This is a genomic window from Heyndrickxia coagulans DSM 1 = ATCC 7050, from assembly GCF_000290615.1.
GTDB classification, from domain to species: domain Bacteria; phylum Bacillota; class Bacilli; order Bacillales; family Bacillaceae_C; genus Weizmannia; species Weizmannia coagulans.
In genome coordinates this window covers 18,051-44,870 of the sequence record NZ_ALAS01000148.1, presented here as the reverse complement: position 1 = coordinate 44,870, position 26,820 = coordinate 18,051, and the positions used below count along the sequence as shown (strand labels likewise).

Sequence of the window (26,820 nt, the reverse complement as noted above, 5' to 3'; positions counted from 1 at the left end):
AAGTAAAGCACGGTAGCCGAAAGTGTACAAAAAGAGTGTCTTGGAATACCCGATATTTAAACCTTGTCGAGAAAAACTTGACACATACAAGAAGATATCGAAGTTACCAAACGGCTTGCCGAATGTGGTAAAATAATGGGGATTGAGATTCTTGACCATTTGATCATCGGTGAGAAAAAATTTGTGAGCCTGAGAGAAAAAGGGTATTTGTAAGGCTTTGAATTTTTTTATGGTTACGATATAATAAATCGTATGATTTTTACGGCCGGCACTGCGCCGGAAAGCCTGAATCCGGATGCATTTTCAAAGCGGCATCCATAAATAAGCAAAAGTATGGCACCAACTGGTGATGAAAATTTATCGTGAAGAAAGGGAGATACATCCATGTTCGGAAGTAAAGACCTGGGGATTGATCTTGGGACAGCCAATACATTGGTTTTTATAAAAGGGAAAGGAATTGTCGTGCGGGAACCTTCCGTTGTGGCTATCCAGACGGATACGAAACAAATTGTCGCAGTCGGGGATGCCGCGAAAAAAATGATCGGCAGGACGCCGGGAAACATCGTGGCGACGCGGCCGATGAAAGACGGCGTGATTGCGGATTATGAAACGACGGCTGCGATGATGAAGTATTATATTCAGCAGGCCACAAATAAAAAAGGCTTTTTTTCAAAAAATCCGTATGTCATGGTCTGCGTTCCGTCCGGCATCACGGCGGTGGAAGAGCGCGCGGTGATTGATGCAACCCGCCAGGCCGGGGCAAGGGATGCTTTTACGATTGAAGAGCCTTTTGCAGCAGCGATCGGCGCCGGGCTGCCTGTCTGGGAGCCGACCGGAAGCATGGTTGTCGATATCGGCGGCGGCACAACGGAAGTGGCGATTATTTCGCTGGGCGGGATTGTGACAAGCCAGTCGATCCGGGTGGCCGGGGATGAAATGGATGAAGCGATCATCAGTTATATCCGCAAAAATTATAATCTTTTAATCGGGGACCGGACCGCAGAACAAATTAAAATGGAAATTGGTTCAGCAGGCGAGCCGGAGGGGATCGAACCGATGGATATCAGGGGCCGGGATTTGCTGACCGGTTTGCCGAAGACGATCACGATTTCCGCGGATGAGGTGGCCGATGCGCTGCACGACACGGTGTATGCCATTGTCGATGCGGTCAAATACACGCTTGAACAGACACCGCCTGAACTGGCAGCTGATATTATGGACCGCGGCATCGTCCTGACAGGTGGGGGTGCCCTGTTGCGCAACCTCGACCATGTCATCAGCAAAGAAACCGAAATGCCGGTGCTCATTGCCGAAAACCCGCTTGACTGCGTAGCAATCGGAACAGGCGGCGCGCTCGAAAATATTGAACTGTTTAAAAACAAAGCAAAAGATTCTAAATAAGAAGAATGTCAGTGTCCTGTTAACTCATTCTCCTGCCGGCTTTCCTGGCGGGAGAATGGTTTTCAATCCGGGAATGGCCGGAACAAAGTGTTATGGGAGTGGATTTTATGCCACAGTTTTTTTTGAATAAACGATTGATCGTCCTTTTAATCAGTGTTATCCTGCTTGTCGCCATGATCGGGTTTTCCATCAGGGAACGCGACCGGATTTCAAAACCGGAACAGTTTGTGCGCGATATCGTCGGGCTCGGCCAGTCCGTCATTGCCAAACCTGCCAATGCCCTTGCCGGTTTTTTTGACAATATCGAGGACTTAAAAAATACATATACCGAAAACAAAAAACTGAAATCCCATTTGGAACAGTTGACAAGCCTGGAAGCGCAAAATCACGAACTAAAAAAAGAAAATGAAAATTTGAGATCTATTATAAAGGAAAAAAACAGTCTCGGAGATTCAGAGTCCATTCAGGCCCAGGTCATTGCACGCAACCCGGATAATTGGTACGAGCAAGTGGTGATTGATAAAGGCGAAGTCAACGGCGTTGCCAAAAACATGGCCGTCGTCACTTCAGGTGGTTTCCTCGGAAAAGTCACGCAGGTCGACAAATTTTATTCAACCGTCGAACTTTTGAGCTCGCCCGATGAAACGAACCGCGTATCCGCCAAAGTGCAAAATGCCAAAAAAGATGCTTACGGATTAATCGAAGGGTACGACAAAAAAACCAAAATGCTGCTTTTGAAACAGCTTGATTTTAATATCAAAGTCAAAAAAGGCGATCATGTCGTGACATCCGGTTTAAGCGGCATGTTTCCGAGCGGGCTTCTGATTGGTGACATCGAAAAAGTGACCCCGGATGAAAACGGGCTGACGCAAACCGCTTATGTCAAGCCGGCAGCCAATTTTTATGATGTCCGCGAAGTGCTCGTCATCAACCGGAAAACACAAAAATTCAACGCGGGCGGCACGGGAGGAGGGCAGTGATGAAACGTATCGTGCTCCCTCTGATTTTAAGCCTGTGCTATATTGCTGAAAGTTTATTTGCCCAATTTTTTGCGGCCCGTTCTTTTGGCGGAAAATTTACCATCGTTCCCCATTTTCTGCTCGTGATGCTGATTTTAATGGGGATGCATTACCGCAAAAGGCTCTCCATCATTTATGCCTTTGTATTCGGCATGCTGTTTGATGCTTTTTACACGGGCATTTTGGGCATTTATCTGTTTTTCTATCCGCTTGCGGTTTACCTGACAGAAAAAATGGACAGGATCCTCCAATCCAATATTTTTACCGGCACGCTTGTGGCAGTCTTAAACATGGCGATTGTCGAATTTTTGGTCTATGGCATCAATGCTTTAATTAATCCGCAGGTGATGGGATTTGACGATTTTCTCTTGTTCAGGCTTTGGCCGACTTTGATCTTAAACGCCGCTTTTTTTATTTTGGCATGGTATCCGATGGGAAATTTTTTAAAGCGGCGCGCAAGGGAAGAAGAAAAGGAATAACCGGCGGGGAGAAAATCTGTTAAAATGGGAAAGAAGGATTCCCTGCCTTTTTGTCGAATTATCCGGACAAGGGGGAGTGGAAAAAGCAAAGGGGTTTGCGGGCCGAAACCAGCCGGAACCGCACGCACGGAGGCTTATTCTTGCGTGCCGGGCCGAAAAACGCCGTCTGAAAGCCATTTCGGATGGATGCCGTTTCATTTATCAGCCGTTGAGGTGAGCAGTTTGAAATGAAAAAAACGCAAAATGTAACCATAAAAGGCACGAAAGACGGAATTGTGCTGCATTTAAACGACCAATGCTCCTTTCAAGCTTTAAAGGCGGAGTTAGAGCAAAAATTACTGGCCCAGGCTGCCGATGAGGAAGAGAACAGCCCGATTCTTGCCGTCAAAATTCAGCTTGGCAACCGTTATTTGACGCCCGGTCAGGAAGAGGAGATCAAAAGCCTTGTGCGTTCCCGGCGGAACCTTGTTGTCGATGAAATCATCAGCAATGTCATCACAAAAGAAGCGGCTGCGCGCGAAAAAGCGGAAAATGAAATTGTGCCTGTCACCACCATCGTCCGGTCCGGGCAGGTGTTAAAGGCGGAAGGCGATCTTTTGCTTATCGGCAATGTCAATCCGGGTGGTACCGTGATTGCAAACGGCAATATTTTTATCATGGGAAACCTCCGCGGCATTGCGCATGCCGGCTACAGTGGGAGAAGGGACGCCGTTGTTGTCGCTTCCAATATGGTTCCATCCCAAATCCGGATTGCCAATTGCCTGAACCGGGCCCCTGATGATTACGGGGAAGAGGGCCGGCATGAGATGGAATGTGCTTACATAGATGAATCGGACCATATTATCATTGATAAATTGCAAGTTTTGAAATATTTGCGGCCGAATATGACAAGATTAAAAGGAGGGTTCTCATATGGGTGAAGCGATTGTCATCACATCCGGAAAAGGCGGCGTCGGCAAAACGACGACATCGGCAAACCTCGGGACAGCGCTCGCGCTTCTCGGAAAGAAAGTCTGCCTTGTCGATACAGACATCGGGCTCCGTAATCTTGATGTCCTGCTGGGGCTTGAAAACCGGATTATCTACGATCTGGTCGATGTCGTAGAAGGCCGCTGTAAAATCCACCAGGCAATCGTAAAGGACAAGCGTTTCGATGACAAGCTCTTTTTGCTGCCGGCTGCCCAGACAAGCGACAAATCCGCCGTCACGCCGGAACAAATGAAACAATTGATCCACGGGTTAAAACAGGATTACGATTATATTCTGATTGACTGCCCGGCCGGCATTGAGCAGGGATATAAAAATGCAGTGGCGGGTGCTGACCAGGCGATTGTTGTGACAACGCCGGAAATCTCGGCGGTAAGGGATGCCGACCGGATCGTCGGGCTTTTGGAAAAGGAAGAACATATCGAGCCACCGAAACTGATCATCAACCGGATCCGGAGCCATATGATGAAAAGCGGGGACATGCTGGACATCGATGAAGTGACAAACCATTTATCGATCGATTTGATCGGGATTGTAGCCGATGATGAAGAAGTGATCCGCGCCTCGAACCAGGGCGAACCGATTGCGCTAAATCCGACGAACCGCGCATCCCTTGCCTACCGGAATATTGCCCGCCGGATTTTGGGGGAAACGGTGCCTTTAATGCCGCTTGAAGACCAGAAACCCGGCATGTTTGCGCGCTTTAAAAAATTATTTAGTTCGAAATCTTCTTAATGGCAGAGCCGTTTCTGAACGTTTTTCCAAACGATCAGGGCGGCTTGTTTTGTTCCCGGTTCTAACCGCTTTGGACAGGTCATACATTGGTAATAAACGAATGCCTGTACAGAAGGGGTGAATCGATTGGGAAACCGCGCCGATGAAATCCGGAGGCAAATGGCGAAGCGGAGAAAAACGATGAAACAGGCTTATAACGGCAAAGAAACGGTCTATGCGAGCCTGATTAAGGATGAAGGCACACATGTATATGAACCGCCGGGCAAAACGCCGCATCCGCTTTTTAAAAAAGAAACGGTGCTATTTAAAATTCTGGCTTCTGCCTGCCTTGTCCTCGCTGTGGCAATTCTGTTTAAATCGGAACGTCCGGAATTTGACAAACCGAAAGCCGCCGTCAAACAGGTAATGGCGTCCGAATTTCAATTTGCAAAAGCAGCCGCCTGGTATGAAAAAAAGTTTGGCAAGCCGGTCGCGCTCTTTCCGGAAAAATCGTCAAAAACGGAAACCGCTGCTTCCAATGAAGATTCGCAATATGCGATGCCGGTATCGGGAAAAGTTCTGACCAGTTTTTCAGCCGATGGAAGAGGGGTTACGATTGAAACAAAGCCGGGCGCAAGCGTAAAAGCGATGAGCGGCGGGACGGTCATTTTTGCCGGGAAAAAGCCGAAACTGGGCAATACCGTCATTATCCAGCATGCCGATTCAACGGAAACATGGTACGCAAACCTCAGCAAAATTGATGTGGGCCAGTATGACAGCCTCAAGACGGGCGAAAAGGTCGGCACGGCGCGAAGCAGCGGGGAAAAAGGGGAATTTTATTTTGCGCTTAAAAAAGACGGCGGTTTTATCGACCCGATCCAGGTGATTAAATTTGAATGAGCGGTTTTGGCTTCTGAAAAAAATCAAAATCCATCCCCTTTTCTGGGCCGTGGCCGCCATTGCAGCTGTTACCGCCCGTTTCCAGGATCTCATCCTGCTGTTTGCGATCATTTTCATCCACGAAATGGGGCACGCGGTTGCGGCGCAATATTTTTCATGGCGGGTTAAAAGAATTGCCATTTTGCCGTTCGGCGGCGTCGCTGAAACGGAGGAACACGGAAACCGCCCGCTGAAAGAAGAACTGATCGTGACACTTGCAGGCCCCCTCCAGCATATTTGGATCGCTGTTTTCGCGCACGTGTTGTTCCGTTTCGATATCTTGCCCGGGCAGATGTATACACAAATCGGGGAGTGGAACCGGGCCATTCTTTTTTTTAATTTGCTCCCGATTTGGCCGCTTGACGGCGGGAAACTGCTGAATATGGCGTTTTCCACGGTCTATCCTTTTTTGCGCGCATTCCGGATGACGATTTGTTGTTCGTTTATCGCGCTGTTCCTTTTTCATGCGGCCGCCCTGTTGAATGCGCCGGCAAATTTGAACGTCTGGGCGATCGTCGTTTATTTATATGCCGCACTTTGGAAAGAATGGAAACAGCTTTACTTTGTTTTTATCCGTTTCCTGCTTGAACGGTATTACGGAAAAAGGGAACCGCTCCGCCATCTGGAAACGATCGAAGTGGATGCGGGCGCATACTTGTATGAAGTGCTTGAAAGCTTTAAACGCGGGCGCAAACATCCGCTCATTGTCCTTAAAAACGGGATGGAAGTCGGGAAACTCGATGAAAATGAACTCCTTCACGCCTTTTTTTCCGAGAAGCAAACCAATGCGAAAGTAAGCGATATACTGTATAATTATTGATGGCAATCGCAATAGAAGCGGCTGAAAGCGAAGACAGTGTGGTGGAATTTTTGGACAGGTCAATCATCATCAATGTGAAAACAAGGGAAAAACGGTATGCGGTCATGGAAAACGGCGAAGTATCCGCCATCCGCATCCGGCAGCCGGGCGGCGCGGCAAAAGTCGGGAATATTTATCTCGGCAAGGTGGCGGACGTCAAACCCGGCATCAATGCCGCGTTTATCGATATCGGCGGAGGCCGGCACGGTTACTTGCATATCAGCCGGCTTCCCGCTTTTGTGCACGGCAAAAATCCAAATGCCGCGATTTCCGCTTATCTTTCGCCCGGGCAGACGGTCATGGTCCAGGTGAAAAAAGATGAAACAGGGCAAAAAGGGCCGCTTCTGACCGGCATCATTGAGCTTTCGGGGGAACAGATTGTGTATCTGCCGGAAGGAAAGTACACGGCTGTTTCCAAAAAAGCGGATGATGCGGACCGGAACAAGTGGCGGGCCTGGGCCCGCAAAGCGCTTGAACCGCAGGAAGGGATTATTGTCCGGACCGCGGCCATCCATGCCGGCGGGGACGGGTGGCTCGATGAACTAAAATCCCTCAGGCTTCGGTACAAAAGCCTGCTCGAAAAGGCGGCACAACTGAAAGCGCCGGCTGTTCTGCACGAAAAAAGCACGGTGGAAGCGGAAATTTTCCGCGAACTTGCCCGTTTAAAAAGCGGCATGGTGATTGCGGACGATGCGGAGGCGCTTGCCCGCCTGAAAGCATTGCTTGCGGGCCGGCCGGAACTGGACTGGTCGTTTGAGCTCTATAGCGGAAGACAGAATATTTTTACCCGCTACCGTATCGACCGGGCGCTTGAGGATGCGTTGAAAAGAGTGGTCTGGCTTGAAAACGGCGCCTATCTTGTCATCGACGAAGCAGAAGCGCTCACCATCATCGATGTGAATACCGGAAAATATACGGGCACAACGGACCAGGCCGAGACGGTGCTGAAAACGAATCTGCTTGCGGCGAAAGAAATCGGCCGCCAGCTGAAACTGCGCGATTACGGCGGCATCATTCTCGTTGATTTTATCGATATGCAGCGCGATGAACAGCGCGCGCAAGTGAGGGCGGCGCTAGAAAAAGAGCTGGAAAACGACGAGAAGCAAACCCGTATCACCGGTTTTACGGAGCTCGGCATTTTGCAAATGACACGCAAGAAAACGCGCAAATCGCTCCCCGAGGCACTGCTTTCCGTTTGCCCGGTCTGCGGGGGCAGCGGCAAAATCGAAAGCCCCGAGACGCTTGCTTTCCGCCTCGAACGCGAGCTGTGGGAAGCGCCGCACGCGGATTACGAAGCCGTTTTGATTGAATGCACGCAAGATGTGAAAGATTGTTTTTGCGGGGAAACGGGGGTACACTTAAAGCGGCTGGAAAACCTGCTCGGCATGAAACTGTTTTTTCACATCTCCCGCGATGCGCATCCGTTTTATGCCATCCGGCAGTTCGGGCCCCTGTCCGCGCTTGCCGCAAAAGGCAAAGATCCCAATTGACAAAGGAAAAAGTGTGTGTTACCATCAGTATGTTATGTTTGTAGCGCCCTGTGCTACAACCGCTCAGGAACAGGCTTTCCAAGTTTTTACGCTTCGTAAAACGCCTGTCTTTGGCGAGTCTGAGTCTTAAGGAGGTGCAGTGATGTACGCAATTATTGAAACCGGCGGGAAACAAATCAAAGTAGAAGAAGGCCAGGCTGTATACATTGAAAAATTGGATGCAGCAGAAGGCGAATCTGTTACATTTGACCGCGTTCTTTTTGTCGGCGGCGAATCGGTAAAAGTCGGCAGCCCTGTTGTTGAAGGCGCTACGGTTACGGGTAAAGTGGAAAAACACGGCCGTGCGAAAAAAATCGTTGTGTTCAAATATAAAGCGAAGAAAAATTACCATAAAAAACAAGGCCACCGTCAGCCGTACACAAAAGTGGTCATTGAAAAAATCAATGCGTAAGGTGCACGCGGCATGATCCGGGTCCGCATCAAACGCAAAAAGAATGGGAACATCTCGTCTTTTGAAATGAGCGGCCATGCCGAATTTGCCGGATACGGCCAGGACATTGTCTGTGCCGGCGCTTCCGCTGTTTCTTTCGGGACGGTGAACGCCATTATGGAAGTGGCGGGGGTTGAACCTGAAATCCGCCAGTCCGAAAGCGGCCTTTTGGAATGCAAAATCCCTGCGCAGCTGCCGGAAGAACAGGCGGCAAAAGTGCAGATTCTGCTTGAAGGCATGGTTGTATCCCTCGAGACGATAGAACGGGAATACGGCGAATTTATCCATATAACCTTTGAATAGGAGGTGAGCATCATGTTGAAATTAGATCTTCAGTTTTTCGCTTCCAAAAAAGGGGTCGGCTCCACGAAAAACGGCCGTGACTCGATCGCAAAACGCCTCGGCGCAAAACGTGCGGACGGGCAGTTCGTAACAGGCGGCTCGATCCTTTACCGCCAGCGCGGGACGAAAGTCTTTCCGGGCGAAAACGTCGGTCGCGGGGGCGACGACACTTTGTTTGCGAAAGTTGACGGCGTTGTGCGTTTTGAACGCCTCGGCCGCGACAAGAAAAAAGTGAGCGTATATCCGGTGGCACAAGAAGCCTGACCCATAAAGCCCCGGGCTGCGATATTCGCGGCCCGGGGCTTTTGCATTTTCCGTCAGTACAAACGCCGCGTCTGTACCGAAAAACGTACAAAAACCGCGCTGCCGCACCCGCCTGGCGAGTGCGCTATCCATTCGCGCCCCGTGCAACCTGGGGCAATTTTTGCTATACTTAAACATAACCTATTTCGGAGAACGGGAGCTATGAAAATGCGGGAATGGACGACGGTTGACGTGCTTCGCCACGCCAGGCATGACTGGCTGAACAAGGTGCAGCTGATCAAAGGATACGCCAGCTTGAACAAGATGGAAAAAGTCAAAAATATTGTGGAAGACATTATCCGGGAAACGCAGCAGGAGTCAAAATTATCAAATTTGCATCGGCCGGAATTTGCCGAACTTTTGCTTACATATAACTGGGAAGGGCACACGGTGCAGATTGCATATGAAATATTGGATGTAGACCGGAATGCGCTCCCGGATGACGGGGAGCTGACCGGCTGGATGAATCATTTTCTCGCGGCTGTTGAGGAAGCAGCCGATCCAAACGGGGACAACCGGTTATATATGTCGGTCAGCACTTTGCCATCCGGTGCCCGTTTCTTTTTCGAGTTTAGCGGAACAATAAAAAAGCGCGGACTGCTTGCCGGGTTTCTGGAAAACGATTGCCCGGGGATGAACGTGATCCACGCATACCCGGCATCCGCTTTCCCGGTTGAAATAATCTTTCCGAAAGCCTAACGATACAGCAATTGCAAAGGTGGTTTTATCTTTTATGTTTGTGGACCAGGTGAAAATTTATGTGAAAGGCGGGGACGGCGGCAACGGGATGGTCGCATTCCGCCGCGAGAAATATGTGCCGATGGGCGGCCCTGCCGGAGGAGACGGCGGCCGCGGCGGCGATGTTATTTTTGAAGTCGATGAAGGGTTGCGGACGCTCATGGACTTCCGCTACAAGCGCCATTTTAAAGCGGACCACGGCGAAAACGGCATGAGCAAAGGAAAACACGGCCGCGGGGCGGAAGACATGATTGTCAAGGTGCCGCCGGGTACGGTCGTCATCGATGACGATACAAAGCAAACGATTGCCGATTTAACGCGCCACGGGGAACGGGCAGTGATTGCCAAAGGCGGGCGCGGCGGCAGGGGCAATATCCGCTTTGCGACACCGGCCAATCCCGCACCGGAAATTGCCGAGAACGGCGAACCGGGCCAGGAACGTTATATTGTCCTTGAACTGAAACTGCTAGCCGATGTCGGCCTTGTCGGTTTTCCGAGCGTCGGGAAATCAACCTTGCTTTCCGTTGTCTCTTCGGCACGCCCGAAAATTGCGGAATACCATTTTACGACGCTTGTGCCGAATCTCGGTGTAGTCGAGACGGAGGACGGCAGAAGTTTTGTCATGGCCGATCTGCCGGGGCTGATTGAAGGCGCGCACGAAGGCGTCGGGCTCGGCCACCAGTTTTTGCGCCATATCGAACGGACACGGGTGATCGTCCACGTTATTGACATGGCGGCGGTGGAAGGGCGCGACCCGTATGAAGATTATTTGACGATCAACAAAGAACTGAAAGCTTATCATGAACGCCTTTCTGAGCGCCCGCAGCTCATTATTGCCAATAAAATGGACCTTCCGGGCGCGGAAGAAAATCTGGCGGCATTTAAAGAGAAGCTGGGCGATGATGCCGCACGCGTCTTCCCGATTTCCGCGGTGACGCGCAAGGGATTAAGGGATGTTTTGTTTGCGATTGCCGATTTGCTCGATGAAACACCTGCCTTCCCGCTTCACGCCGGCGAAGAACCGGATGCGGAACCGTCCCGTGTATTGTACAAGCATGAAAAAGAAAAGGCTGATTTTACCATTACACGCGATCCAGACGGCAGCTTCGTCATCCACGGGGAAAAAGTTGAGAAGCTGTTTAAAATGACGAATTTCAGCCATGACGAGTCTGTCCGGAGATTTGCCCGCCAGCTGCGCGGAATGGGCATTGATGACGCGCTCCGTGCACGCGGCGCGAAAAACGGCGATACCGTCCGCCTCTTGGATTTTGAGTTTGAATTTGTAGATTAACCGTGCTGGGCCGGGGAATCCCGGCTCCGAGTGGAGGAAAGGGCATTTTGGAAAAGAAAGCAGAGCATAAGTTTATCTTGGTGCGTGAGGATGTTTTGCCGGAAGCGATGATCAAAACACTTCAGGCGAAAGAACTGCTGGAAAGGGGACAAGCGGTATCAGTCGGGGACGCGGCGAAAAAAGCGGGCTTAAGCCGCAGCGCTTTTTATAAATACCGCGATACCGTTTTTCCGTTCCATTCAGTTGTAAAAGAAAAAATTGTGACCTTGTTTTTTTATTTGGAAGACCGGTCCGGGACATTATCCGAAATTTTAAGGATCATTGCGTCTTATTCATGCAATATTTTAACGATTCACCAGACGATTCCGATACAGGGGCGGGCAAATGTCACTGTCTCGCTGAATGTGTCCGGGATCAACAGGAGTTTAAATGATCTGCTGGAAGAACTGCAGGCATTTGAGTTTGTCAATAAAGTAGAAATATTAGGGTCCGGAGCCTAGAACTCCGCCCGGCGGGGGAGAGGAAATGAAAGCAGCTTTTTTCGGGCCGGAAGCGACGTTTACCGATATCGCTGTCCAGTCAGTGTTCCCGGAGGCCAGCCGGGTTGCGTACCGGACGATTCCGGAATGCCTGGAAGCCGTTAAGGCAAAACAGGTGGATATGGCGGTTGTTCCGCTTGAAAATGCCCTGGAAGGTTCGGTGAATTTAACGGTCGATTACTTGTATCATGAAGAACTGCCGCCGATCCGTGCGGAAATCATTGTGCCGATCGAGCAGCATTTTATGGTTCATCCTGCAAATGCCGGCGCCTGGCGAGAAACGGAAAAAATCATTTCCCATTCCCATGCGCTTGCGCAGTGCCACCAGTTTCTGCGCCGGGAATTCCAGCATGCGGAAGTGGAACCAATGGGCTCTACGGCCGCTGCTGCGAAATATGTGAGCGAACACCCGGAACTGAAATGGGGGGCGGTCGCCAATGAAATGGCAGCGGAACTGTACGGCCTTGAAATCGTCAGGCGTGCCATCCATGATTATCCGTTTAACCATACGAGATTCATTGTCCTTTCAAATGAGGAGCTTCATATCGAAAAAACGCCTGATTTCCTGAAATCGACGATCATGGTCACACTGCCGACGGACAAGGCCGGCTCGCTGTACCAGGTGTTGTCTGCCTTTGCTTGGCGAAAGATTAACTTGAGCAAGCTTGAATCGCGACCGTTAAAGACGGGGCTTGGAAACTACTTTTTTATGATTGATCTGAACCACTCCTTAGAGGAAAAGCTTGTCCGCTTTTCGCTTGAGGAAATCCATGCGCTCGGCTGCACCGTGAAAGAACTCGGGACCTATTACAGGTATATGGCGGATGAATGATGGCCGCTTCTTCAATATTGTTTTGATAAGCTCGGCTGGAACCCGGGCTTATTATTTTTTTGCAAAACAAGCTTTAAACCCGGTTTTTTAGGCCGGATGGGAGATAAAAAAGAGCTGTCCTTTATGTTCAGGGCAGCTCTTTTTCATTTTCTGCAAATAAAATGCCGGCTTCTTTCAGCGCCTGTTCCGCTTCTTCAAGCTGTCGCCCGCTTGTGGCTTCAACCGTATGCAGGTGGATGCCGCCCGTTAATTCGGATAAGTAGCTGGCATTTGTTTCTTCAATGCGGCGGATAAACCGGGCCACTTCTGCGCGGGTGGAGACCATAATCGAGGCGGTCAGATCGCCGTATACCGGATGCTCCACTTTGACATCTTTTACGGTCACCCCGTGGTCCACGAGCAAATTCAGCTCCTGTGCAACCTGTTCGCGCGTATGCATGCAAACAAGCGTTTTTTCCACTTTGTTTTCCGCACCGGCGGGGTGTATGTACAAATATCCCTGGCTCGTTGCCAGGATCGGCTCGTTTTTCGCTTTCAGGAGCGTAATATCGTTTACAATAATCTGCCGGCTCACATTTGTCCTTTTCGCCAGCTCCCCGCCCGTAATCGGCTCCCGGCTATTCTGCAGCCATTCGAGGATCAAATGCCGCCTTTTTTCCCCGGGAATTTTTTTCTTTCCTGCCAACAGCGTTTCCTCCCATTCATTCGGCCTCATTCGGATTTTATCATACGAAGGCGCCCGGATAAAAGAATCAATCCTTTTAGTGCATAAAGGACGCGGGACGTTCATAAGTTTTTATGTAAAATCAATCGCATTTTGCCCGGCACCACATAGAATGTATGGACTTAAGCCTTGAGGAGGGGAAATGTGTGAAAATCCATATCGTGCAAAAAGGCGATACGCTTTGGAAAATCGCTAAAAAATATGACGTCGATTTTGACGAACTGAAAAAATTGAATGCGCAATTATCCAATCCGGAAATGATTATGCCCGGCATGAAAATTAAAGTCCCGACAACGGGCGGCATGGTAAAAAAAGAGACACATACAGGCCATGCAGGCTACACGGGCCACGCGGGCATAAAAGAAATGCCGCTCGTGACCCATCCGTACGAGCAAATGCCTGAGGTAAAGATGCCTGTGGCGAAAGAAATGCCGGTTCAAAAAGAGTTGCCAAAAGCGGCGGGACCGAAAGAAATGCCGGTGAAAGAAAAAGTGGTTGAAAAAAAAGAAACGATTTATAAGCCGGTAATGCCGCAACCGGTCATTCCTGAAATTGACATCCATAATTACTATGTGACCAATATGGCTGAAATCGAAACCCATACAGCGGCACCGCCGCCGAAGCACCATGAAAGCGAATCGTCGGAAAGCATGCACTACACCATGCCGGTAAAGGAAGAGTGCCCGGAAATGTATGTACCATACAATCCGTGTCCGCCCGTGATGCCGGTATACGATTGCGGCTGCGGGGGAGAGGACATGCACGCCGGATTTTTCCCGCATCCTTTCAGCATGTCTTATCCGCAAGTCCCGTATCCAATGCCGTACCCGATGGCCTATCCGCAAATGCCGGTGATGTCCGCGCCGGCAGGATTTATGCCGCAACAGCAGCCGGCGTGGCAGGAGGGGCAGCAAGTGATGCCGGGTTACGAATGGGAAGAAGAATCTTCTTCATCTTCTCCTTACCCGTATGGCCCCAGTATGCAGGCAGGGGTTTCTGCGCAACATCCTGCCGCCGTGCCGCAATGGGGAGCGCAGCAGGCTCCTTTATACGGCGCTGCTTCAGAAAGCCCCGCTTATATGCCGCAGTACATGCCGCCGCAAACCATGCCGCAGTACGCCCCGTACCCGCCGCACCAGCCGCAGCCATGCGGGTGCCAAAAGCAACCGTACGCCGGCATGCAGGAATCGTACGGGATGGCGGCGCAACCGTACGGCATGCAGGAACCATTTGGCGGCATGCCGCAACCGCCATACGGGATGCCACAACCGCCATACGGGATGCCACAACCGCCATACGGCGTGCAGGAACCGTACGGGATGCAGGCCCCGTTCGGCTATGACCGGGGCGAAAAAACGGACCAGCCGCAGGAAACCCGGGATCCTTCCGGCGAAGAAGAAAAATAATGGGCGGCGGAAGACAAGAAGGAGACGAAACCAAACGTCTCCTTCTTTATGCGGAAACCATGCTGCAGGAACCCATTGTTCACTGGCGCAGGTTGCGCGACCGGGTGTGGCTTGTCTGGACAAAGACAAAAAAAGTGATGATGAAGCAATATGGTTCCGATGCGCGCCTTAAACGGCAAATGCTGCTTACATCGGAACTGCAGAAAAGCGGTTTCACTCAAACTTGCCGTTTTCTGGAAGATGAAAGCGGCAGCCCCTTTCAAGGCAAAACTTTTGGCTTTATGGCATACATTGAAGAAGACCCGGCCGGTTTCAACTTCGGGACGGAAGAAGACATCCGCGCCGCTTTCCGCCTGTTAAAACAGTATCACGAAAAGACTGCACATTTTCCGCAAGCCGTAAAAATGGAATTTCCACGCTTTTTTCAGCTGAGAAAATGGCAGGCGCGGTACCGTGCATTTCTTGAAAACAAAGAACAGATTGTCCGATATTTGCCGGAAACGTATTTCACCGCGTACGAAAGATGGGCAGGCGAGGCGTTAAACCGGCTCGAAAAAAAACAGCATTGGCTTCACCACCCGCCGTACTGCATCACGCACGGCGATGTTGCCCACCATAATTTTTTGCGTGCGAAAAACGGGAAACTGTATTTGATTGATTTTGACCTTGCCCGCCTTGCCCCGGCCTGGACTGATGATCTCCAGTTTTGCAACCGGGTTTTGCCCGCTGCTTCATGGTCGCTTGCCGCCCTTGAAAACTGGGGAATGCTGGACGGCGCGCCGGACCGGGAAACTTTTCTGGAGGCGCTTCTTTACCCGACGGATGTTTTAAGGGAGTGGAACCGTTTTGCTGGAAGCGGCAAAAAAGAAAAAGAGCAGTACTGGCCGCATCTTTCCCTGCTTTCAATTGGGCAGTTCGGGGAACGCGCCCGGTTTCAAAAAGAAGTAAAAAGGCGTTTGCAAGCATAACGGAAAACCAGGGGCGCTCCCCGCCGGCATAACGATTTTCATCCTCCTTTCGGGCGAGTATGGTATAGTAATAGTGGACTGTATCAGCGCTGTCAGAAAGGAGTGATGGCCATGTCCGGCCATTCCAAATGGAAAAATATTCAGGGCAGAAAAAATGCGCAGGATGCAAAGCGCGGAAAAATCTTTCAAAAACTGGCAAAGGAAATTTATGTAGCGGCGAAAAACGGGCCTGATCCGGAAGCAAATTCAAGCCTCCGCCTGGTCATTGAAAAGGCAAAGGCCGCCAATATGCCGAATGACAATATTAAACGCGCCATCGAGAAAGCAAACGGCAGCCAAAACGCCGAACATTACGAGGAAATAACATATGAAGGGTACGGGCCGGGCGGCGTTGCCGTCATGGTCACGGCTTTAACCGATAATAAAAACCGGACCGCTTCGAATGTCCGTGTTGCTTTTTCGCGCAACGGCGGAAATCTCGGCGAAAACGGATGCGTGTCTTTCCTGTTTGACCGGAAAGGGTATCTTGTCATCGAGCGAGAAGGGCTCGAGATAGATGAAGACGGAATGCTGCTTGCCGTGATTGAAGCAGGCGCCGAGGAAATGGAAACGAGCGATGAAGTGTTTGAAATTTATACAGACCCGGAGCAATTCATGGATGTGAAGAAGAATCTGGAGGAAAAAGGCTTTACATTTGCCCGGGCAGAAATCACCATGGTGCCGCAAAACACAATTGCTTTGGATGAAGCGCAAAAAGAAAAGATGGAGCGATTGCTGGACAGGCTGGAAGACGATGACGATGTAAAGGAAATTTACCATAACGCCGAATTATAATGTCCCAGGCACTTTCTGCACCCGGCCCGGCCGGGTGCAGAAAGTGCCTTTTTTGCGGCAAAGCCGGTTAGGCCTGTATCAAACCGGCTACAATGTGGAGTGTGGCCCGTGCTATTTTAAACCGATGCACTGCGGCTAATCGTGCCATTTAAACCCGGGCGATTGTTCCAGCTGAAAATCCGGGGAAGCCCGTCCGGAGGCAGCGGCGGCCCGGTATGCCGGACGGACACTCATCTGTCTCCGGATGCCGGTTTCCTTCCGCCATGGAAACAGGAAAAGCGCCTCATCTTTAGGAACCATCCGGCCGGAAAAAAGGGCAAGACCGGACATTCGTTCCCAAAACGGTTGCGTTCTGTGGTACAATATGGGATAGCAAGTTTTTGAGGAGCGTGTGGGAAGGTTGTACGAATATATTAAAGGCATCATTGATTCCGTGAGCCCGGATTACGTTGTCGTGGAAAACGGGGGGATCGGCTACCGGCTGCTGGCGCCGAACCCGTATATTTTTTCAAAAAGCATCGGGCAGGAACGAAAAATTTTTACATACCAGCATGTGCGCGAAGATTTGATCGCGCTTTACGGTTTTGAAACGGCGGAAGAACGGGCGCTGTTTCAAAAGCTGCTTAATGTTTCCGGCATCGGGCCAAAAGGGGCGCTTGCCATTCTAGCGTACGGGCAGCCGCAGCAGGTCGTTGACGCCATCGAGAATGAAAATGAATCTTTCCTTGTCAAATTCCCCGGTGTCGGCAAAAAAACGGCAAGGCAGATGATTCTTGATCTGAAAGGAAAGCTGCAAGGCCTCGTGCCGGAGATGCCGGATGATGTGGGCGGGGAAAAAGCGGCGCCTGCTTCCGGCAACCAAAACCTCGAAGAAGCGGTGCTCGCTCTGGCGGCGCTCGGCTACTCGGAAAAAGAAATCGCGAAAGTGGTGCCTGAACTTCCGGAAGAAGTGCTTTCTGCGGATGAATATATTAAACTCGCTTTAAAAGCAATGGTAAAATAATGGAGGAGGGGAGAGCATGGAAGACCGCGTAGTTTCCGGCGAGGCAAACGAACAGGAAGTTTCCTTTGAAATGAGCCTCAGGCCGCAAACCCTTGCGCAATATATCGGCCAGGATGAAGTGAAGCATAATTTAGCCGTGTTTATTGAAGCGGCAAAAGGACGGCGCGAAACACTCGATCATGTGCTGCTTTACGGTCCGCCGGGGCTTGGCAAAACGACGCTTGCCGCCGTGATCGCAAACGAAATGGGCGCGAACATCCGGACGACTTCAGGGCCTGCCATCGAGCGGCCGGGCGATCTTGCCAGCGTGTTAACCGCGCTTGAACCGGGGGAAGTGCTGTTTATTGACGAAATCCACCGCCTGCCGAAAGCGATTGAAGAAGTGCTGTACCCGGCAATGGAAGACTTTTGCCTTGATATCGTAATCGGTAAAGGATCGGGTGCCCGCTCCATCCGCCTTGATTTGCCCCCGTTTACTTTGATCGGGGCGACGACAAGGGCTGGTTCGGTTTCAGCACCGCTGCGCGACCGGTTCGGGGTGATCAGCCGGCTCGAATATTATAACGAAGCGCAACTGGCGGAAATTGTGCTGCGGACAGCCGGCATCCTTGAGACGGCGATTGAGCCTGAGGGGGCGGCGGAAATTGCAAGGCGTTCGCGGGGCACGCCGCGGATTGCGAACCGGTTGTTAAGAAGGGTGCGCGACTTTGCCCAGGTCAAAGGAGACGGAAAGGTAACCCTTGAGATCGCCAATTATGCCCTTGAACTTTTGCAAGTTGACAAACGCGGGCTTGACCATATTGATCATAAACTGTTAAAAGCGATCATAGAGCGCTTCCGGGGCGGTCCTGTCGGGCTCGACACGATTGCGGCCAGCATCGGGGAAGAAAGGGAAACGATTGAAGATGTATATGAGCCGTATTTGCTGCAAATTGGCTTTTTGCAGCGAACGCCGCGCGGCAGGGTAGCGACCCCGCTTTGCTATGCGCATTTTCATATGGAGGTGCCGGAATGAGCGGATTTGGAAAAGTGCTGATGACCATCGCCGTGATTCTTTTTGCTCTCGGCCTGTTGTTGCAGTTTACGAAAATCGGCCGGCTGCCCGGCGATATCCTCATTAAAAAAGGGAACACAACCTTTTATTTTCCAATCGCAACATCGATCCTTTTAAGCGTGATCTTAAGTGTGTTATTATATATCATTGGACGGTTCAAGTAGCCGCAAATGGAATTCAAAACGAAGGGGAAGCAACAATGAAACTCGATTTATTTGATTATGACCTGCCGGAAGAGCTGATTGCCCAAACGCCTTTAAAAAACCGTTCGGACAGCCGGCTGATGGTGCTGGATAAAAAAACAGGGGAAATTGAACACAGCGTATTTAAAAACATTACGCAATACCTGCGCCCGGGGGACTGCCTTGTCCTGAACAATACAAAAGTATTGCCGGCAAGGCTGATCGGCATAAAAGACGAAACAGGCGCAAAAATTGAGGTGCTGCTTTTAAAACAGCTCGAAGGAGACCGGTGGGAAACCCTTGTCAAACCGGCAAAACGTGTGAAAACAGGGACGGTTGTCCGGTTTGGCGACGGAAAGCTTTCCGCCGTTTGTGCGGAGGAGCTGGACCATGGCGGCCGGGTAATGAAATTCCGGTACGAAGGGATTTTTTACGAAGTGCTGAATGAACTCGGAAAAATGCCGCTGCCGCCCTATATTAAAGAACAGCTCGAGGACCAGGACCGCTACCAGACCGTGTATGCAAAAGAACCGGGTTCTGCCGCTGCGCCGACGGCCGGGCTCCATTTCACGGAAGCGTTATTGAAAAAAATTGAAGCAATGGGCGTGAAAATAGTCTATATTACGCTCCATGTCGGCCTTGGCACCTTCCGTCCCGTCAATGAGGAAAATATTGAAAACCATGATATGCATGCGGAATTTTACCAGGTATCAGAAGAAGCGGCCCGCACGATTATGGAAGTAAAAGAAAACGGCGGCCGTGTGGTCTCTGTCGGCACCACCTCCACCCGCACACTTGAAACGGTGGCAAGCGCCCATGGTGGAAAAATTGCCGCCTCAAGCGGATGGACGGATATTTTTATTTATCCGGGTTATCAATATAAAGCAATTGATGCCCTGATCACCAATTTCCACCTGCCGAAGTCGACGCTTATTATGATGGTAAGCGCATTGGCAGGGAGGGAAAATATTTTGCATGCCTACGAGACGGCGGTAAAAGAAAAATACCGTTTCTTCAGTTTCGGGGATGCGATGCTGATTAAATAGTGGAAGGAGCGCATCACTTGGCTGCCATTACTTATGAACTGATCAAAACGGAAAAACATACAGGCGCCCGCCTCGGAAAACTCCATACGCCGCATGGCACCTATGATACCCCGATGTTCATGCCGGTCGGAACGCTCGCCACGGTGAAGACGATGTCGCCGGAAGAATTGAAAACAATGGGGGCCGGCACCATTTTGAGCAATACATATCATTTGTGGCTGCGCCCCGGGCATGATATTGTTAAAGAGGCAGGCGGGCTGCACAAATTTATGAACTGGGACCAGGCGATCCTGACCGATTCAGGCGGGTTCCAGGTCTTCAGCTTGAGCAAGATCCGGGACATTACGGAAGAAGGCGTCCATTTCCGGAACCATTTAAACGGGGACAAGCTGTTTTTGTCTCCGGAAAAATCAATGGAAATCCAGAATGCGCTCGGTTCCGATATCATGATGGCATTCGATGAGTGCCCGCCGTACCCTGCTTCTTATGAATATATGAAACAGTCGGTGGAAAGGACAGCGCGCTGGGCGGAGCGCTGTCTCCGTGCGCATGCGCGCCCCGGTGTGCAGGGCTTGTTCGGGATCGTACAGGGTGGCGCGTATGAAGATTTGCGGCTTGAAAGCGCAAATGCCCTTGTGTCTCTCGGCTTCCCGGGCTATGCGATCGGCGGCCTGTCCGTCGGCGAGCCGAAGGACGTGATGAACCGGATGCTCGCATTTACAACACCGCTACTTCCGTCGGACAAGCCGCGTTATTTAATGGGGGTCGGTTCGCCCGATTCTTTGATTGACGGCGCCATCCGCGGCATTGACATGTTCGACTGCGTGCTGCCAACCCGGATTGCAAGGAACGGCACGGTGATGACATCAACCGGCCGGCTTGTTGTCAAAAACGCACAGTACGCCCGCGATTTCCGCCCGCTTGATGAGCATTGCGACTGTTATACATGCCGGCACTACTCACGCGCTTACATCCGGCATTTGATTAAATGTGGCGAAACTTTCGGAATTCGTCTGACCACTTACCATAATTTATATTTTTTGTTAAAATTAATGGAAAATGTAAGGCAGGCGATCCGCGAAGACCGGCTGCTTGATTTCAAGGAAGAATTTTTTGAGCAATACGGATTTAACCGTCCGGATGCAAAAAATTTCTAATACAAGCAACTTAAGAAGGGAGGATTCAGATGGCGTGGGCCCAGTTACTGCCTTTGGTGATTCTGTTTGTGCTGTTTTATTTCCTGCTCATCAGGCCACAGCAAAAAAGGCAGAAAAACATCCAGCAGATGCAGAGCAATCTGGCGAAAGGGGACAAAATTGTCACTATCGGCGGCTTGCATGCAACTGTGGATTCGATTGATGAAAATAAAGTCGTCTTAAGATGCGGCGATGGCACGCGGTTGACGTTTGACCGCTCGGCGATCCGTGAAGTGACGGAATCCGTTGCAGCGAAAAAAGCAAAAGCCGAAAGCCAGAAAGTAGACAAAAAAGCGGCAGAAAAAAATGCCGGGGAAAAGAAATAAAAAAAGCGCCGCGCGATGCGGCGCTTTTTTCAGGTTTCCCGCGACCTTCCCGAGAAGAGGTTGACCCCTAAAATGCCCCCCATTGCGGCGGCAACAATATAGCAAGCATGATAAATGGCCTGTTTCACTGTAAAGAGTTCATTATAACCAAGATACTGGACGAGAAAAACAATCGCTGTGTAGAGGATCCCCGTCAAACTGCCGAGAAGCCACCCTTTCTTTTTCCCTTTTCCGCCCCCGACGAGCCCCCCGAGAAATAAACTGAAAAAAGAAATCATCGTGACCGCCATATGCAAAGCATGCTCCGTCATATCTGAAAACCGCAGAATCAGTGAAATCACGAGGCTTGATATGGCAAGCAGGACAAAAATGGCGCCCAGCCCGTAAACAAGGCCGATGCTATATTTTTGCGCTCCGATTTTCATTCTCCCCCTTTGGCAAGCTTTTTTCCTCAGTACAAGCATATGCCTGGAAACAGCAAAAAGAACCGAGCAAAAGATTTTTGAGAGTTTTTTAAGCATGCTGCGCATACTAAATACATGATTTTGACCGAACGGGGGGATTGGCGTTGGAAAATTTATTGATTATTTTTTTTCGGACACTGCTGATGTATTTTGCCATTCTTATTATTTTCCGGTTGATGGGAAAAAGGGAGATCGGCGAACTGAGCGTTTTGGATCTTGTTGTGTTTATCATGATCGGGGAGATGGCGGTCGTTGCCATTGAAAACCACAGTGAGCCCGTTGTAAATACCCTTTTGCCGATGGTTGTCCTGCTCGGCATCCAAATCGCGCTGGCGCTTTTCTCGCTCCACAGCAACCGGTTCCGCAAGCTGATTGACGGCAAGCCGAGCATTCTCATCAGTAAAGGAAAAATCGATGAAAAAGAAATGCGCAAGCAGCGTTACAATTTTGACGACCTTTTGATGCAGCTCCGTTCAAAAGATATTGACAATATTGCGGATGTGGAATTTGCGATTCTGGAAACTTCCGGGGAGCTGTCAGTGGTGAAAAAAAGCAAAAACAAAAACAAACCGGCATCCTATACGGAACCGCTCATTGTCGGAGGGAAAATCCAGCAAAACAATTTAAAGAAAAGCAACAAGACCGAAGCATGGCTGCGCAGCGAGCTGCAAAAAAGAGGGTACGGGGATATCAGCCGGATTTCGTTTTGCAGTTATCAGGATGGCGAGTTTTATATTGATCTGGATGATGTGCAATAAGCCCGGCCGGAACATGCAGGGCCTATTGCTCTTTTTATAGCCATTTATTCAGGATCGGAACATACATGAGATCGGACCGGCGGATCAATTTTGTCATCACAAGCAGCAGAGCATAAACAGCCACGGTCAAACAAATGCCCGCTAAAAGCCGCAGGAAAGATGCGTCTTGCGCCATTATACCGGTGAACCACCAGTGCCCGAATGCGCCGGAAACGACCGAAACAGCCAGAAGCTTGGCCCAGTCATGGACATACAGGGTAAACTGGATTTTTTTCAAAACGGTTGCAAAATGAAGAAAGGTCACAAGCACCATTCCCGCCATGATGCCGATCGCGGCGCCGTTGATCCCGAACTCCGGTCGGGAAGCAAGGACAAAAATGGTGCCCAATTTCACGACTGCCCCGATGATGCTGTTGATCATCGCCGCTTTTGCCAGATCCAAAGCCTGCAGTGCGGCCTGGAGCGGTGCCTGGCATGCTTGAAAAATAAAAAACGGCGCCATGATTTTGATAAACTGTGCCCCGTTTGCCGTCCCATACATCGCCTGCATGAGCGGTTCCGCAAAGACATACAGGATGACAACCGAGATGCCGCCGGTTAAAAGGGAAAAACGCAATGCCTGCTGGAGCCTGTGTTCAACAAGCCTGGCATTTTTCCTTGAATTGGCTTCGCTGATCGCAGGCACAAGGGCGGTTGACAAGGAAACCGTCACAAAAGACGGCAGCATCAACAGCGGCATGGCAAAGCCGGTTAAAGAACCGTACTGTTTTGTTGCAAGATGTGAAGCGACACCGGCAAGGGTCAGGCAGTGGGAGACGACAATCGGCTCGAGGAACCAGGAGAAATTGCCGATCAGCCGGCTCCAGACGGTCGGAACCGCCACGCGCATCAGTTCGTAAAACGTGTCTTTCCCTGATTTTACGGCTTTGAAAAAATGTTTGCGGACGCGGATCTGCTTTTTCAATTTAAACATCGTAAACATATAAAGAAGGGATGACAGTTCGCCCAATATGGATGCAAACATTACGCCGGCTGCCGCATATTCAATCCCGTACGGCAGAAGCAAATTGGCAAAAAACGCAATCAGCATAATCCGCACACTTTGCTCGATGACCTGTGAGACGGCAAAAGGCTTCATGTTTTGCTTCCCCTGGAAATAGCCGCGCAATACAGCGGAAACCGCTACAATCGGGATAATTGGCGTGATGGCGGCAAGCGGGTAATAGACGCGCGGATCTGTGAATAAATGGTCAGCCAGATACGGCGCCAGTAAAATCAGCCCGGGCGTAAAAACGGCCGACAGCGAAATGGTAACCGTTAAGGAAATGACAAGGATCTTCTTGATTTTTACCCTGTCTCCGACCGCGTCTGCTTCGGCAATGCATTTCGAGATCGCGACCGGCAGCCCGAGCTGGGTTACCGTAATGACGAGCATTAAGGTCGGGAAAGCCATCTGATGGAGCCCGACGCCCGTTTCCCCGAGCGACCGGGCAATGACAATCCGGTTGATAAATCCAAGCACCCTTGTTACAAAACCTGCGGCGAGCAATATAATCGTTCCCCTTAAAAACTTGGACATTCTGTTAACCTGCCTTCTCAAATCTGCAATTTTCCTATACAATGATGTATATGCACGGTAATGGACAAGAATACATCAATGCTCAGGAAAGGGGCAGAACGTGTGAAGGACCGCCATCCGTATGAAAAATACTATAAAAAACTTGAACCTGCGGTTAAAAGCAAGGCGGAAGAACTGGCCGTCTTCGGCTACGGGTCTTTTGAAGCAAGGGATGTCTGGGAATATTTAATCCGGAAAGTGTGGAAAAATCCGGATCCGGCGCATGTCCGCATGTATGCGCTTGTTTCCGACGTTTTAACGGTTAAGCCCGGCGATTTGATGAGTTTTAAAACCGTGGAAGCTTACCGTTCGCCAAACTGGTTTGCCGAGCTGGACGAAAAGGAGCTGGATGCGCTTTTTAACGGGGAAAGGACGGAAGAATAAGCGGGCAAATAAGCAAAACCGGGCATCCTGCTGCTGCATGCGGAATAATAAGAAAAATTGACACGCTTTTTGCCCTGCATCATAATAGAAATGATATTGCCGGAAGCATGTATTTTCGGCATGCTACATGTTTTGATTCGCTAGGAGGCTGTACATAATGGTGAAAAGGAGCCGCATCGTTGCCTTCTTTCTCATTGTCCTGCTGTTTGCGGGATTAATAGGGGGAACGACGGATAAAGTTGTGAAAAAAATTAACCTTGGCCTTGATTTACGGGGCGGGTTTGAAGTGCTTTACAAAGTGGAACCGGTCAAAAAAGGGCAGAAGATTGATAAAGCCGCGCTTGCGGATACGGCAGCCGCTTTGGACCGGCGCGTGAATGCCCTTGGCGTCAGCGAACCGCAGATCTCAGTCGAAGGCAACAACCGGATCCGCGTCCAGCTTGCCGGGGTGAAAGACCAGAACGAAGCGAGAAAGATGCTTTCGACAACCGCGAACCTAACTTTCCGTGACGTCAATGACAAAGTGATGATGGACGGGACGGACCTTGTACAGGGTAAAGCGAAACAGTCATTTGACCAGAACGGCAAACCGGATGTTGTCCTGCAGTTAAAGAGCCGGAAAAAGTTTGCCAATGTCACGAAAAAAATCCTGGCGATGGCGCCGAACAACCAGCTTGTCATTTGGATGGACTTTCAAAAAGGCGATTCCTATAAAAAAGAAGTGGCAAAGAAAAATCCGAAATTTTTGTCAAATCCGAGTGTAAATTCTGTTTTAAATACAGACCAGGTTGAAATTACCGGGAACTTTACGGTAAAAGAGGCGTCCAATCTTGCAGACCTGCTGAATGCAGGGGCGCTTCCGGTGAAGCTGCACGAAATCTATTCGACATCTGTCGGCGCGTCTTTCGGCCAGGAAGCGCTGCATGATACAATTCTTGCCGGAATAATCGGCGTTGCAGCCATTTTTCTCTTTATGATCGGCTACTACCGTTTTCCGGGTTTTATCGCATGCATTACGCTGTCCGTTTATATTTTCCTGATTTTGCTCGTTTACCGTTTAATGGGCGCGGTACTGACGCTTCCCGGGATTGCTGCGCTTGTCCTCGGGGTCGGGATGGCGGTCGACGCCAATATTATCACCTATGAGCGGATCAAAGAAGAACTGCGCGTCGGCAAAAGTGTGAAATCGGCGTTCCGGGCGGGGAACAAGTCATCGTTCGTGGCCATTTTTGATTCCAACATCACGACCATTCTTGCGGCCATCATTCTCTTTTATTTCGGGACAAGTTCAATCAGGGGATTTGCGACAACATTAATTATCAGTATTCTGCTGAGCTTTCTGACGGCTGTTTACGGTTCCAGATGGCTGCTCGGCCTCTGGGTAAACAGCAATTTCCTGAAAAAACGGCCGCACTGGTTCGGCGTGAAAAAATCGGCGATCCACGATATTGCTGAAAACGTTGATACGCATGATTTGAAAACAAAGTTTGACTGGTACGACTTTGTCAAGCACCGCAATATTTTCTTTGCGATTTCAGCTGTGCTGATCATCGGCGGGTTTATTCTCCTTTCGATTTTCAAACTGAATCTGAGCATTGATTTTTCGAGCGGGACGCGCATTGAAGTCAGTTCAAACCATGCGCTCAGCCAGCAGGAGATTCAGCGCGACCTCGACCATTTGCATTTGAAATCAGAAGATATTGTGATGCAGGGGGCCAACCGGCATCATGCCGTGATCCGGGTGAAAGGCTCGTTCAGCGACAAAGAGAAGAGCACAAAAATCAACCAGTATTTTACAGAGAAATACGGAAAGAGCCCGAGCATCAGCTCCGTTTCACCGACAGTCGGAAGAGAGCTGGCCTTAAGCGCCGTGTATTCTTTGCTGTTGGCGGCAGTCGGCATCATTATTTACGTGGCCTTCCGGTTTGAATGGAGAATGGGGGTTGCCTCCATCGTGGCGCTCTTCCATGACGCCTTTTTCATGATCGCCTTTTTCAGCATCACAAGGCTCGAGGTCGACGTCACCTTCATTGCGGCGGTCCTGACGATTGTCGGTTATTCCATCAACGATACGATTGTCACATTCGACCGGATCCGCGACAATTTAAACCGGCGGCGGAAAATTAAAACGGCGAAGGAAATCCATGATATTGTCAATGCCGGGATCCGCCAGACACTGGCCCGGTCGGTCAATACCGTTTTGACCGTGCTGATGACGTCCGTGGCTCTCGCCATTTTCGGCAGCGAATCGATCCGAAATTTCTCGATCGCGCTGATTGTCGGGTTAATTACCGGGACATACTCGTCTGTTTTCATTGCCGCACAAATCTGGTTTGTACTGAAAAAACGGCAGCTGAAAAAACACGGCTCCATTCTCATTCAAAAAGCGCGGCGCACCCGCGCGGATGAACCGCAAGTATAAGAAAAATGCAGG

The 26,820-nt window shown here is 50.3% G+C and carries 30 protein-coding genes, 1 pseudogene and 1 other annotated feature; of the genes and pseudogenes, 28 read left to right on the top strand and 3 right to left on the bottom strand.

Features of this window, described 5'->3' with window-relative positions:
- Positions 1–87 precede the first annotated feature (87 nt).
- The 16 genes and pseudogenes from IC21_RS16235 to pheA all read left to right on the top strand — a co-directional run.
- A pseudogene (locus tag IC21_RS16235) lies at positions 88–213 on the top strand (JAB domain-containing protein); the annotation flags it as partial.
- Positions 214–384: 171 nt separating this feature from the next.
- Positions 385–1,401, top strand: coding sequence for a rod shape-determining protein (locus IC21_RS07860; RefSeq protein WP_029141928.1), 1,017 nt, complete (start codon positions 385–387; stop codon positions 1,399–1,401).
- A 107-nt stretch (positions 1,402–1,508) separates the two neighbouring features.
- On the top strand, positions 1,509–2,381 hold the full coding sequence (mreC, locus tag IC21_RS07855) for a rod shape-determining protein MreC (RefSeq protein WP_029141929.1): 873 nt from the start codon (positions 1,509–1,511) through the stop codon (positions 2,379–2,381).
- Positions 2,381–2,899 (top strand): rod shape-determining protein MreD, encoded by a 519-nt coding sequence (gene mreD, locus IC21_RS07850; RefSeq protein ID WP_029141930.1) that lies wholly within the window; start codon positions 2,381–2,383, stop codon positions 2,897–2,899. The genes mreC and mreD overlap by 1 nt, the downstream gene beginning before the upstream one ends.
- 227 nt (positions 2,900–3,126) lie before the next feature.
- The gene (gene minC, locus IC21_RS07845) at positions 3,127–3,819 is read left to right on the top strand and encodes a septum site-determining protein MinC (protein WP_029141931.1); all 693 of its coding nucleotides are present in this window, start codon (positions 3,127–3,129) and stop codon (positions 3,817–3,819) included.
- Positions 3,812–4,621: a septum site-determining protein MinD gene (minD, locus tag IC21_RS07840; RefSeq protein ID WP_029141932.1), complete on the top strand. Its 810-nt coding sequence runs from the start codon at positions 3,812–3,814 to the stop codon at positions 4,619–4,621. Before minC ends, minD begins: the two co-directional genes overlap by 8 nt.
- 126 nt (positions 4,622–4,747) lie before the next feature.
- On the top strand, positions 4,748–5,500 hold the full coding sequence (locus IC21_RS07835) for a M23 family metallopeptidase (protein ID WP_029141933.1): 753 nt from the start codon (positions 4,748–4,750) through the stop codon (positions 5,498–5,500).
- Positions 5,493–6,359 (top strand): M50 family metallopeptidase, encoded by an 867-nt coding sequence (locus tag IC21_RS07830; protein ID WP_029141934.1) that lies wholly within the window; start codon positions 5,493–5,495, stop codon positions 6,357–6,359. The genes IC21_RS07835 and IC21_RS07830 overlap by 8 nt, the downstream gene beginning before the upstream one ends.
- Positions 6,359–7,888: an Rne/Rng family ribonuclease gene (locus tag IC21_RS07825; RefSeq protein ID WP_234969508.1), complete on the top strand. Its 1,530-nt coding sequence runs from the start codon at positions 6,359–6,361 to the stop codon at positions 7,886–7,888. Before IC21_RS07830 ends, IC21_RS07825 begins: the two co-directional genes overlap by 1 nt.
- Positions 7,889–7,935: 47 nt before the next feature.
- Positions 7,936–8,019: a sequence feature (ribosomal protein L21 leader region), on the top strand.
- Between the two features lie 11 nt (positions 8,020–8,030).
- A complete protein-coding gene (gene rplU / locus IC21_RS07820; RefSeq protein ID WP_013859803.1) occupies positions 8,031–8,339 on the top strand; it encodes a 50S ribosomal protein L21 in 309 nt (102 codons plus the stop codon).
- A gap of 12 nt (positions 8,340–8,351) precedes the next feature.
- Positions 8,352–8,681, top strand: coding sequence for a ribosomal-processing cysteine protease Prp (locus IC21_RS07815; protein WP_013859802.1), 330 nt, complete (start codon positions 8,352–8,354; stop codon positions 8,679–8,681).
- A 12-nt stretch (positions 8,682–8,693) separates the two neighbouring features.
- Positions 8,694–8,984, top strand: a complete 291-nt coding sequence (gene rpmA, locus IC21_RS07810; RefSeq protein ID WP_013859801.1) for a 50S ribosomal protein L27 — start codon at positions 8,694–8,696, stop codon at positions 8,982–8,984.
- A gap of 207 nt (positions 8,985–9,191) precedes the next feature.
- Positions 9,192–9,722 (top strand): Spo0B C-terminal domain-containing protein, encoded by a 531-nt coding sequence (locus IC21_RS07805; protein WP_234969507.1) that lies wholly within the window; start codon positions 9,192–9,194, stop codon positions 9,720–9,722.
- Between the two features lie 34 nt (positions 9,723–9,756).
- Positions 9,757–11,052 carry a GTPase ObgE gene (gene obgE / locus IC21_RS07800; RefSeq protein ID WP_019720853.1) on the top strand — a complete coding sequence of 432 codons (1,296 nt, stop codon included), beginning with the start codon at positions 9,757–9,759 and terminating at the stop codon, positions 11,050–11,052.
- A gap of 47 nt (positions 11,053–11,099) precedes the next feature.
- Complete coding sequence (gene thrR / locus IC21_RS07795) at positions 11,100–11,552, top strand: transcriptional regulator ThrR (RefSeq protein WP_014097873.1); 453 nt, start codon at positions 11,100–11,102, stop codon at positions 11,550–11,552.
- Between the two features lie 25 nt (positions 11,553–11,577).
- Complete coding sequence (pheA, locus tag IC21_RS07790; protein ID WP_029141937.1) at positions 11,578–12,423, top strand: prephenate dehydratase; 846 nt, start codon at positions 11,578–11,580, stop codon at positions 12,421–12,423.
- 127 nt (positions 12,424–12,550) lie between these two features.
- On the opposite strand, the gene IC21_RS07785 is transcribed toward pheA, so the two are convergent.
- On the bottom strand, positions 12,551–13,138 hold the full coding sequence (locus tag IC21_RS07785) for a transcription repressor NadR (protein ID WP_029141938.1): 588 nt from the start codon (positions 13,136–13,138) through the stop codon (positions 12,551–12,553).
- A gap of 155 nt (positions 13,139–13,293) precedes the next feature.
- Here IC21_RS07785 and safA point away from each other — a divergent pair, with 155 nt between their 5' ends.
- The 9 genes from safA (at position 13,294) to yajC (ending at position 21,162) form a co-directional block, all read left to right on the top strand.
- Positions 13,294–14,553, top strand: a complete 1,260-nt coding sequence (gene safA / locus IC21_RS07780) for a SafA/ExsA family spore coat assembly protein (RefSeq protein WP_029141939.1) — start codon at positions 13,294–13,296, stop codon at positions 14,551–14,553.
- Complete coding sequence (locus IC21_RS07775; protein ID WP_029141940.1) at positions 14,553–15,521, top strand: aminoglycoside phosphotransferase family protein; 969 nt, start codon at positions 14,553–14,555, stop codon at positions 15,519–15,521. Before safA ends, IC21_RS07775 begins: the two co-directional genes overlap by 1 nt.
- Positions 15,522–15,632: 111 nt before the next feature.
- A complete protein-coding gene (locus IC21_RS07770; RefSeq protein ID WP_017552656.1) occupies positions 15,633–16,355 on the top strand; it encodes a YebC/PmpR family DNA-binding transcriptional regulator in 723 nt (240 codons plus the stop codon).
- 400 nt (positions 16,356–16,755) lie between these two features.
- A complete protein-coding gene (gene ruvA / locus IC21_RS07760; protein ID WP_019720849.1) occupies positions 16,756–17,358 on the top strand; it encodes a Holliday junction branch migration protein RuvA in 603 nt (200 codons plus the stop codon).
- 16 nt (positions 17,359–17,374) lie between these two features.
- Positions 17,375–18,373 (top strand): Holliday junction branch migration DNA helicase RuvB, encoded by a 999-nt coding sequence (gene ruvB / locus IC21_RS07755; RefSeq protein ID WP_017552653.1) that lies wholly within the window; start codon positions 17,375–17,377, stop codon positions 18,371–18,373.
- Entirely contained in the window at positions 18,370–18,576 is a 207-nt protein-coding gene (locus tag IC21_RS07750) for a DUF2905 domain-containing protein (RefSeq protein ID WP_013859790.1), read from the top strand. The genes ruvB and IC21_RS07750 overlap by 4 nt, the downstream gene beginning before the upstream one ends.
- A gap of 35 nt (positions 18,577–18,611) precedes the next feature.
- Positions 18,612–19,640: a tRNA preQ1(34) S-adenosylmethionine ribosyltransferase-isomerase QueA gene (queA, locus tag IC21_RS07745; RefSeq protein ID WP_029141942.1), complete on the top strand. Its 1,029-nt coding sequence runs from the start codon at positions 18,612–18,614 to the stop codon at positions 19,638–19,640.
- 17 nt (positions 19,641–19,657) lie between these two features.
- Positions 19,658–20,797, top strand: a complete 1,140-nt coding sequence (gene tgt / locus IC21_RS07740) for a tRNA guanosine(34) transglycosylase Tgt (protein WP_013859788.1) — start codon at positions 19,658–19,660, stop codon at positions 20,795–20,797.
- Between the two features lie 29 nt (positions 20,798–20,826).
- Positions 20,827–21,162, top strand: a complete 336-nt coding sequence (gene yajC / locus IC21_RS07735) for a preprotein translocase subunit YajC (RefSeq protein ID WP_019720847.1) — start codon at positions 20,827–20,829, stop codon at positions 21,160–21,162.
- A 29-nt stretch (positions 21,163–21,191) separates the two neighbouring features.
- On the opposite strand, the gene IC21_RS07730 is transcribed toward yajC, so the two are convergent.
- The gene (locus tag IC21_RS07730; protein ID WP_017552650.1) at positions 21,192–21,587 is read right to left on the bottom strand and encodes a TIGR04086 family membrane protein; all 396 of its coding nucleotides are present in this window, start codon (positions 21,585–21,587) and stop codon (positions 21,192–21,194) included.
- 143 nt (positions 21,588–21,730) lie between these two features.
- Here IC21_RS07730 and IC21_RS07725 point away from each other — a divergent pair, with 143 nt between their 5' ends.
- Positions 21,731–22,384, top strand: a complete 654-nt coding sequence (locus tag IC21_RS07725) for a DUF421 domain-containing protein (protein WP_029141943.1) — start codon at positions 21,731–21,733, stop codon at positions 22,382–22,384.
- Positions 22,385–22,418: 34 nt separating this feature from the next.
- On the opposite strand, the gene spoVB is transcribed toward IC21_RS07725, so the two are convergent.
- Positions 22,419–23,963, bottom strand: a complete 1,545-nt coding sequence (gene spoVB, locus IC21_RS07720; RefSeq protein ID WP_029141944.1) for a stage V sporulation protein B — start codon at positions 23,961–23,963, stop codon at positions 22,419–22,421.
- Between the two features lie 102 nt (positions 23,964–24,065).
- Between spoVB and IC21_RS07715 the strand changes: the two genes are divergently transcribed.
- Both IC21_RS07715 and secDF read left to right on the top strand, forming a co-directional pair.
- Positions 24,066–24,386 carry a post-transcriptional regulator gene (locus IC21_RS07715; protein WP_017552647.1) on the top strand — a complete coding sequence of 107 codons (321 nt, stop codon included), beginning with the start codon at positions 24,066–24,068 and terminating at the stop codon, positions 24,384–24,386.
- 157 nt (positions 24,387–24,543) lie between these two features.
- Positions 24,544–26,808: a protein translocase subunit SecDF gene (secDF, locus tag IC21_RS07710; RefSeq protein ID WP_029141945.1), complete on the top strand. Its 2,265-nt coding sequence runs from the start codon at positions 24,544–24,546 to the stop codon at positions 26,806–26,808.
- Positions 26,809–26,820: the final 12 nt, after the last annotated feature.

What these genes read in the sequence shown, in the direction of transcription:
- IC21_RS07860 (WP_029141928.1), top strand. Translation starts at nt 385, where the DNA reads ATGTTCGGAAGTAAAGACCTGGGGATTGATCTTGGGACAGCCAATACA.
- mreC (WP_029141929.1), top strand. Translation starts at nt 1,509, where the DNA reads ATGCCACAGTTTTTTTTGAATAAACGATTGATCGTCCTTTTAATCAGT.
- mreD (WP_029141930.1), top strand. Translation starts at nt 2,381, where the DNA reads ATGAAACGTATCGTGCTCCCTCTGATTTTAAGCCTGTGCTATATTGCT.
- minC (WP_029141931.1), top strand. Translation starts at nt 3,127, where the DNA reads ATGAAAAAAACGCAAAATGTAACCATAAAAGGCACGAAAGACGGAATT.
- minD (WP_029141932.1), top strand. Translation starts at nt 3,812, where the DNA reads ATGGGTGAAGCGATTGTCATCACATCCGGAAAAGGCGGCGTCGGCAAA.
- IC21_RS07825 (WP_234969508.1), top strand. Translation starts at nt 6,359, where the DNA reads ATGGCAATCGCAATAGAAGCGGCTGAAAGCGAAGACAGTGTGGTGGAA.
- rplU (WP_013859803.1), top strand. Translation starts at nt 8,031, where the DNA reads ATGTACGCAATTATTGAAACCGGCGGGAAACAAATCAAAGTAGAAGAA.
- IC21_RS07815 (WP_013859802.1), top strand. Translation starts at nt 8,352, where the DNA reads ATGATCCGGGTCCGCATCAAACGCAAAAAGAATGGGAACATCTCGTCT.
- rpmA (WP_013859801.1), top strand. Translation starts at nt 8,694, where the DNA reads ATGTTGAAATTAGATCTTCAGTTTTTCGCTTCCAAAAAAGGGGTCGGC.
- IC21_RS07805 (WP_234969507.1), top strand. Translation starts at nt 9,192, where the DNA reads ATGCGGGAATGGACGACGGTTGACGTGCTTCGCCACGCCAGGCATGAC.
- obgE (WP_019720853.1), top strand. Translation starts at nt 9,757, where the DNA reads ATGTTTGTGGACCAGGTGAAAATTTATGTGAAAGGCGGGGACGGCGGC.
- pheA (WP_029141937.1), top strand. Translation starts at nt 11,578, where the DNA reads ATGAAAGCAGCTTTTTTCGGGCCGGAAGCGACGTTTACCGATATCGCT.
- IC21_RS07785 (WP_029141938.1), bottom strand. Translation starts at nt 13,138, where the DNA reads ATGAGGCCGAATGAATGGGAGGAAACGCTGTTGGCAGGAAAGAAAAAA.
- IC21_RS07775 (WP_029141940.1), top strand. Translation starts at nt 14,553, where the DNA reads ATGGGCGGCGGAAGACAAGAAGGAGACGAAACCAAACGTCTCCTTCTT.
- IC21_RS07770 (WP_017552656.1), top strand. Translation starts at nt 15,633, where the DNA reads ATGTCCGGCCATTCCAAATGGAAAAATATTCAGGGCAGAAAAAATGCG.
- ruvB (WP_017552653.1), top strand. Translation starts at nt 17,375, where the DNA reads ATGGAAGACCGCGTAGTTTCCGGCGAGGCAAACGAACAGGAAGTTTCC.
- IC21_RS07750 (WP_013859790.1), top strand. Translation starts at nt 18,370, where the DNA reads ATGAGCGGATTTGGAAAAGTGCTGATGACCATCGCCGTGATTCTTTTT.
- queA (WP_029141942.1), top strand. Translation starts at nt 18,612, where the DNA reads ATGAAACTCGATTTATTTGATTATGACCTGCCGGAAGAGCTGATTGCC.
- yajC (WP_019720847.1), top strand. Translation starts at nt 20,827, where the DNA reads ATGGCGTGGGCCCAGTTACTGCCTTTGGTGATTCTGTTTGTGCTGTTT.
- IC21_RS07730 (WP_017552650.1), bottom strand. Translation starts at nt 21,587, where the DNA reads ATGAAAATCGGAGCGCAAAAATATAGCATCGGCCTTGTTTACGGGCTG.
- spoVB (WP_029141944.1), bottom strand. Translation starts at nt 23,963, where the DNA reads ATGTCCAAGTTTTTAAGGGGAACGATTATATTGCTCGCCGCAGGTTTT.
- secDF (WP_029141945.1), top strand. Translation starts at nt 24,544, where the DNA reads ATGGTGAAAAGGAGCCGCATCGTTGCCTTCTTTCTCATTGTCCTGCTG.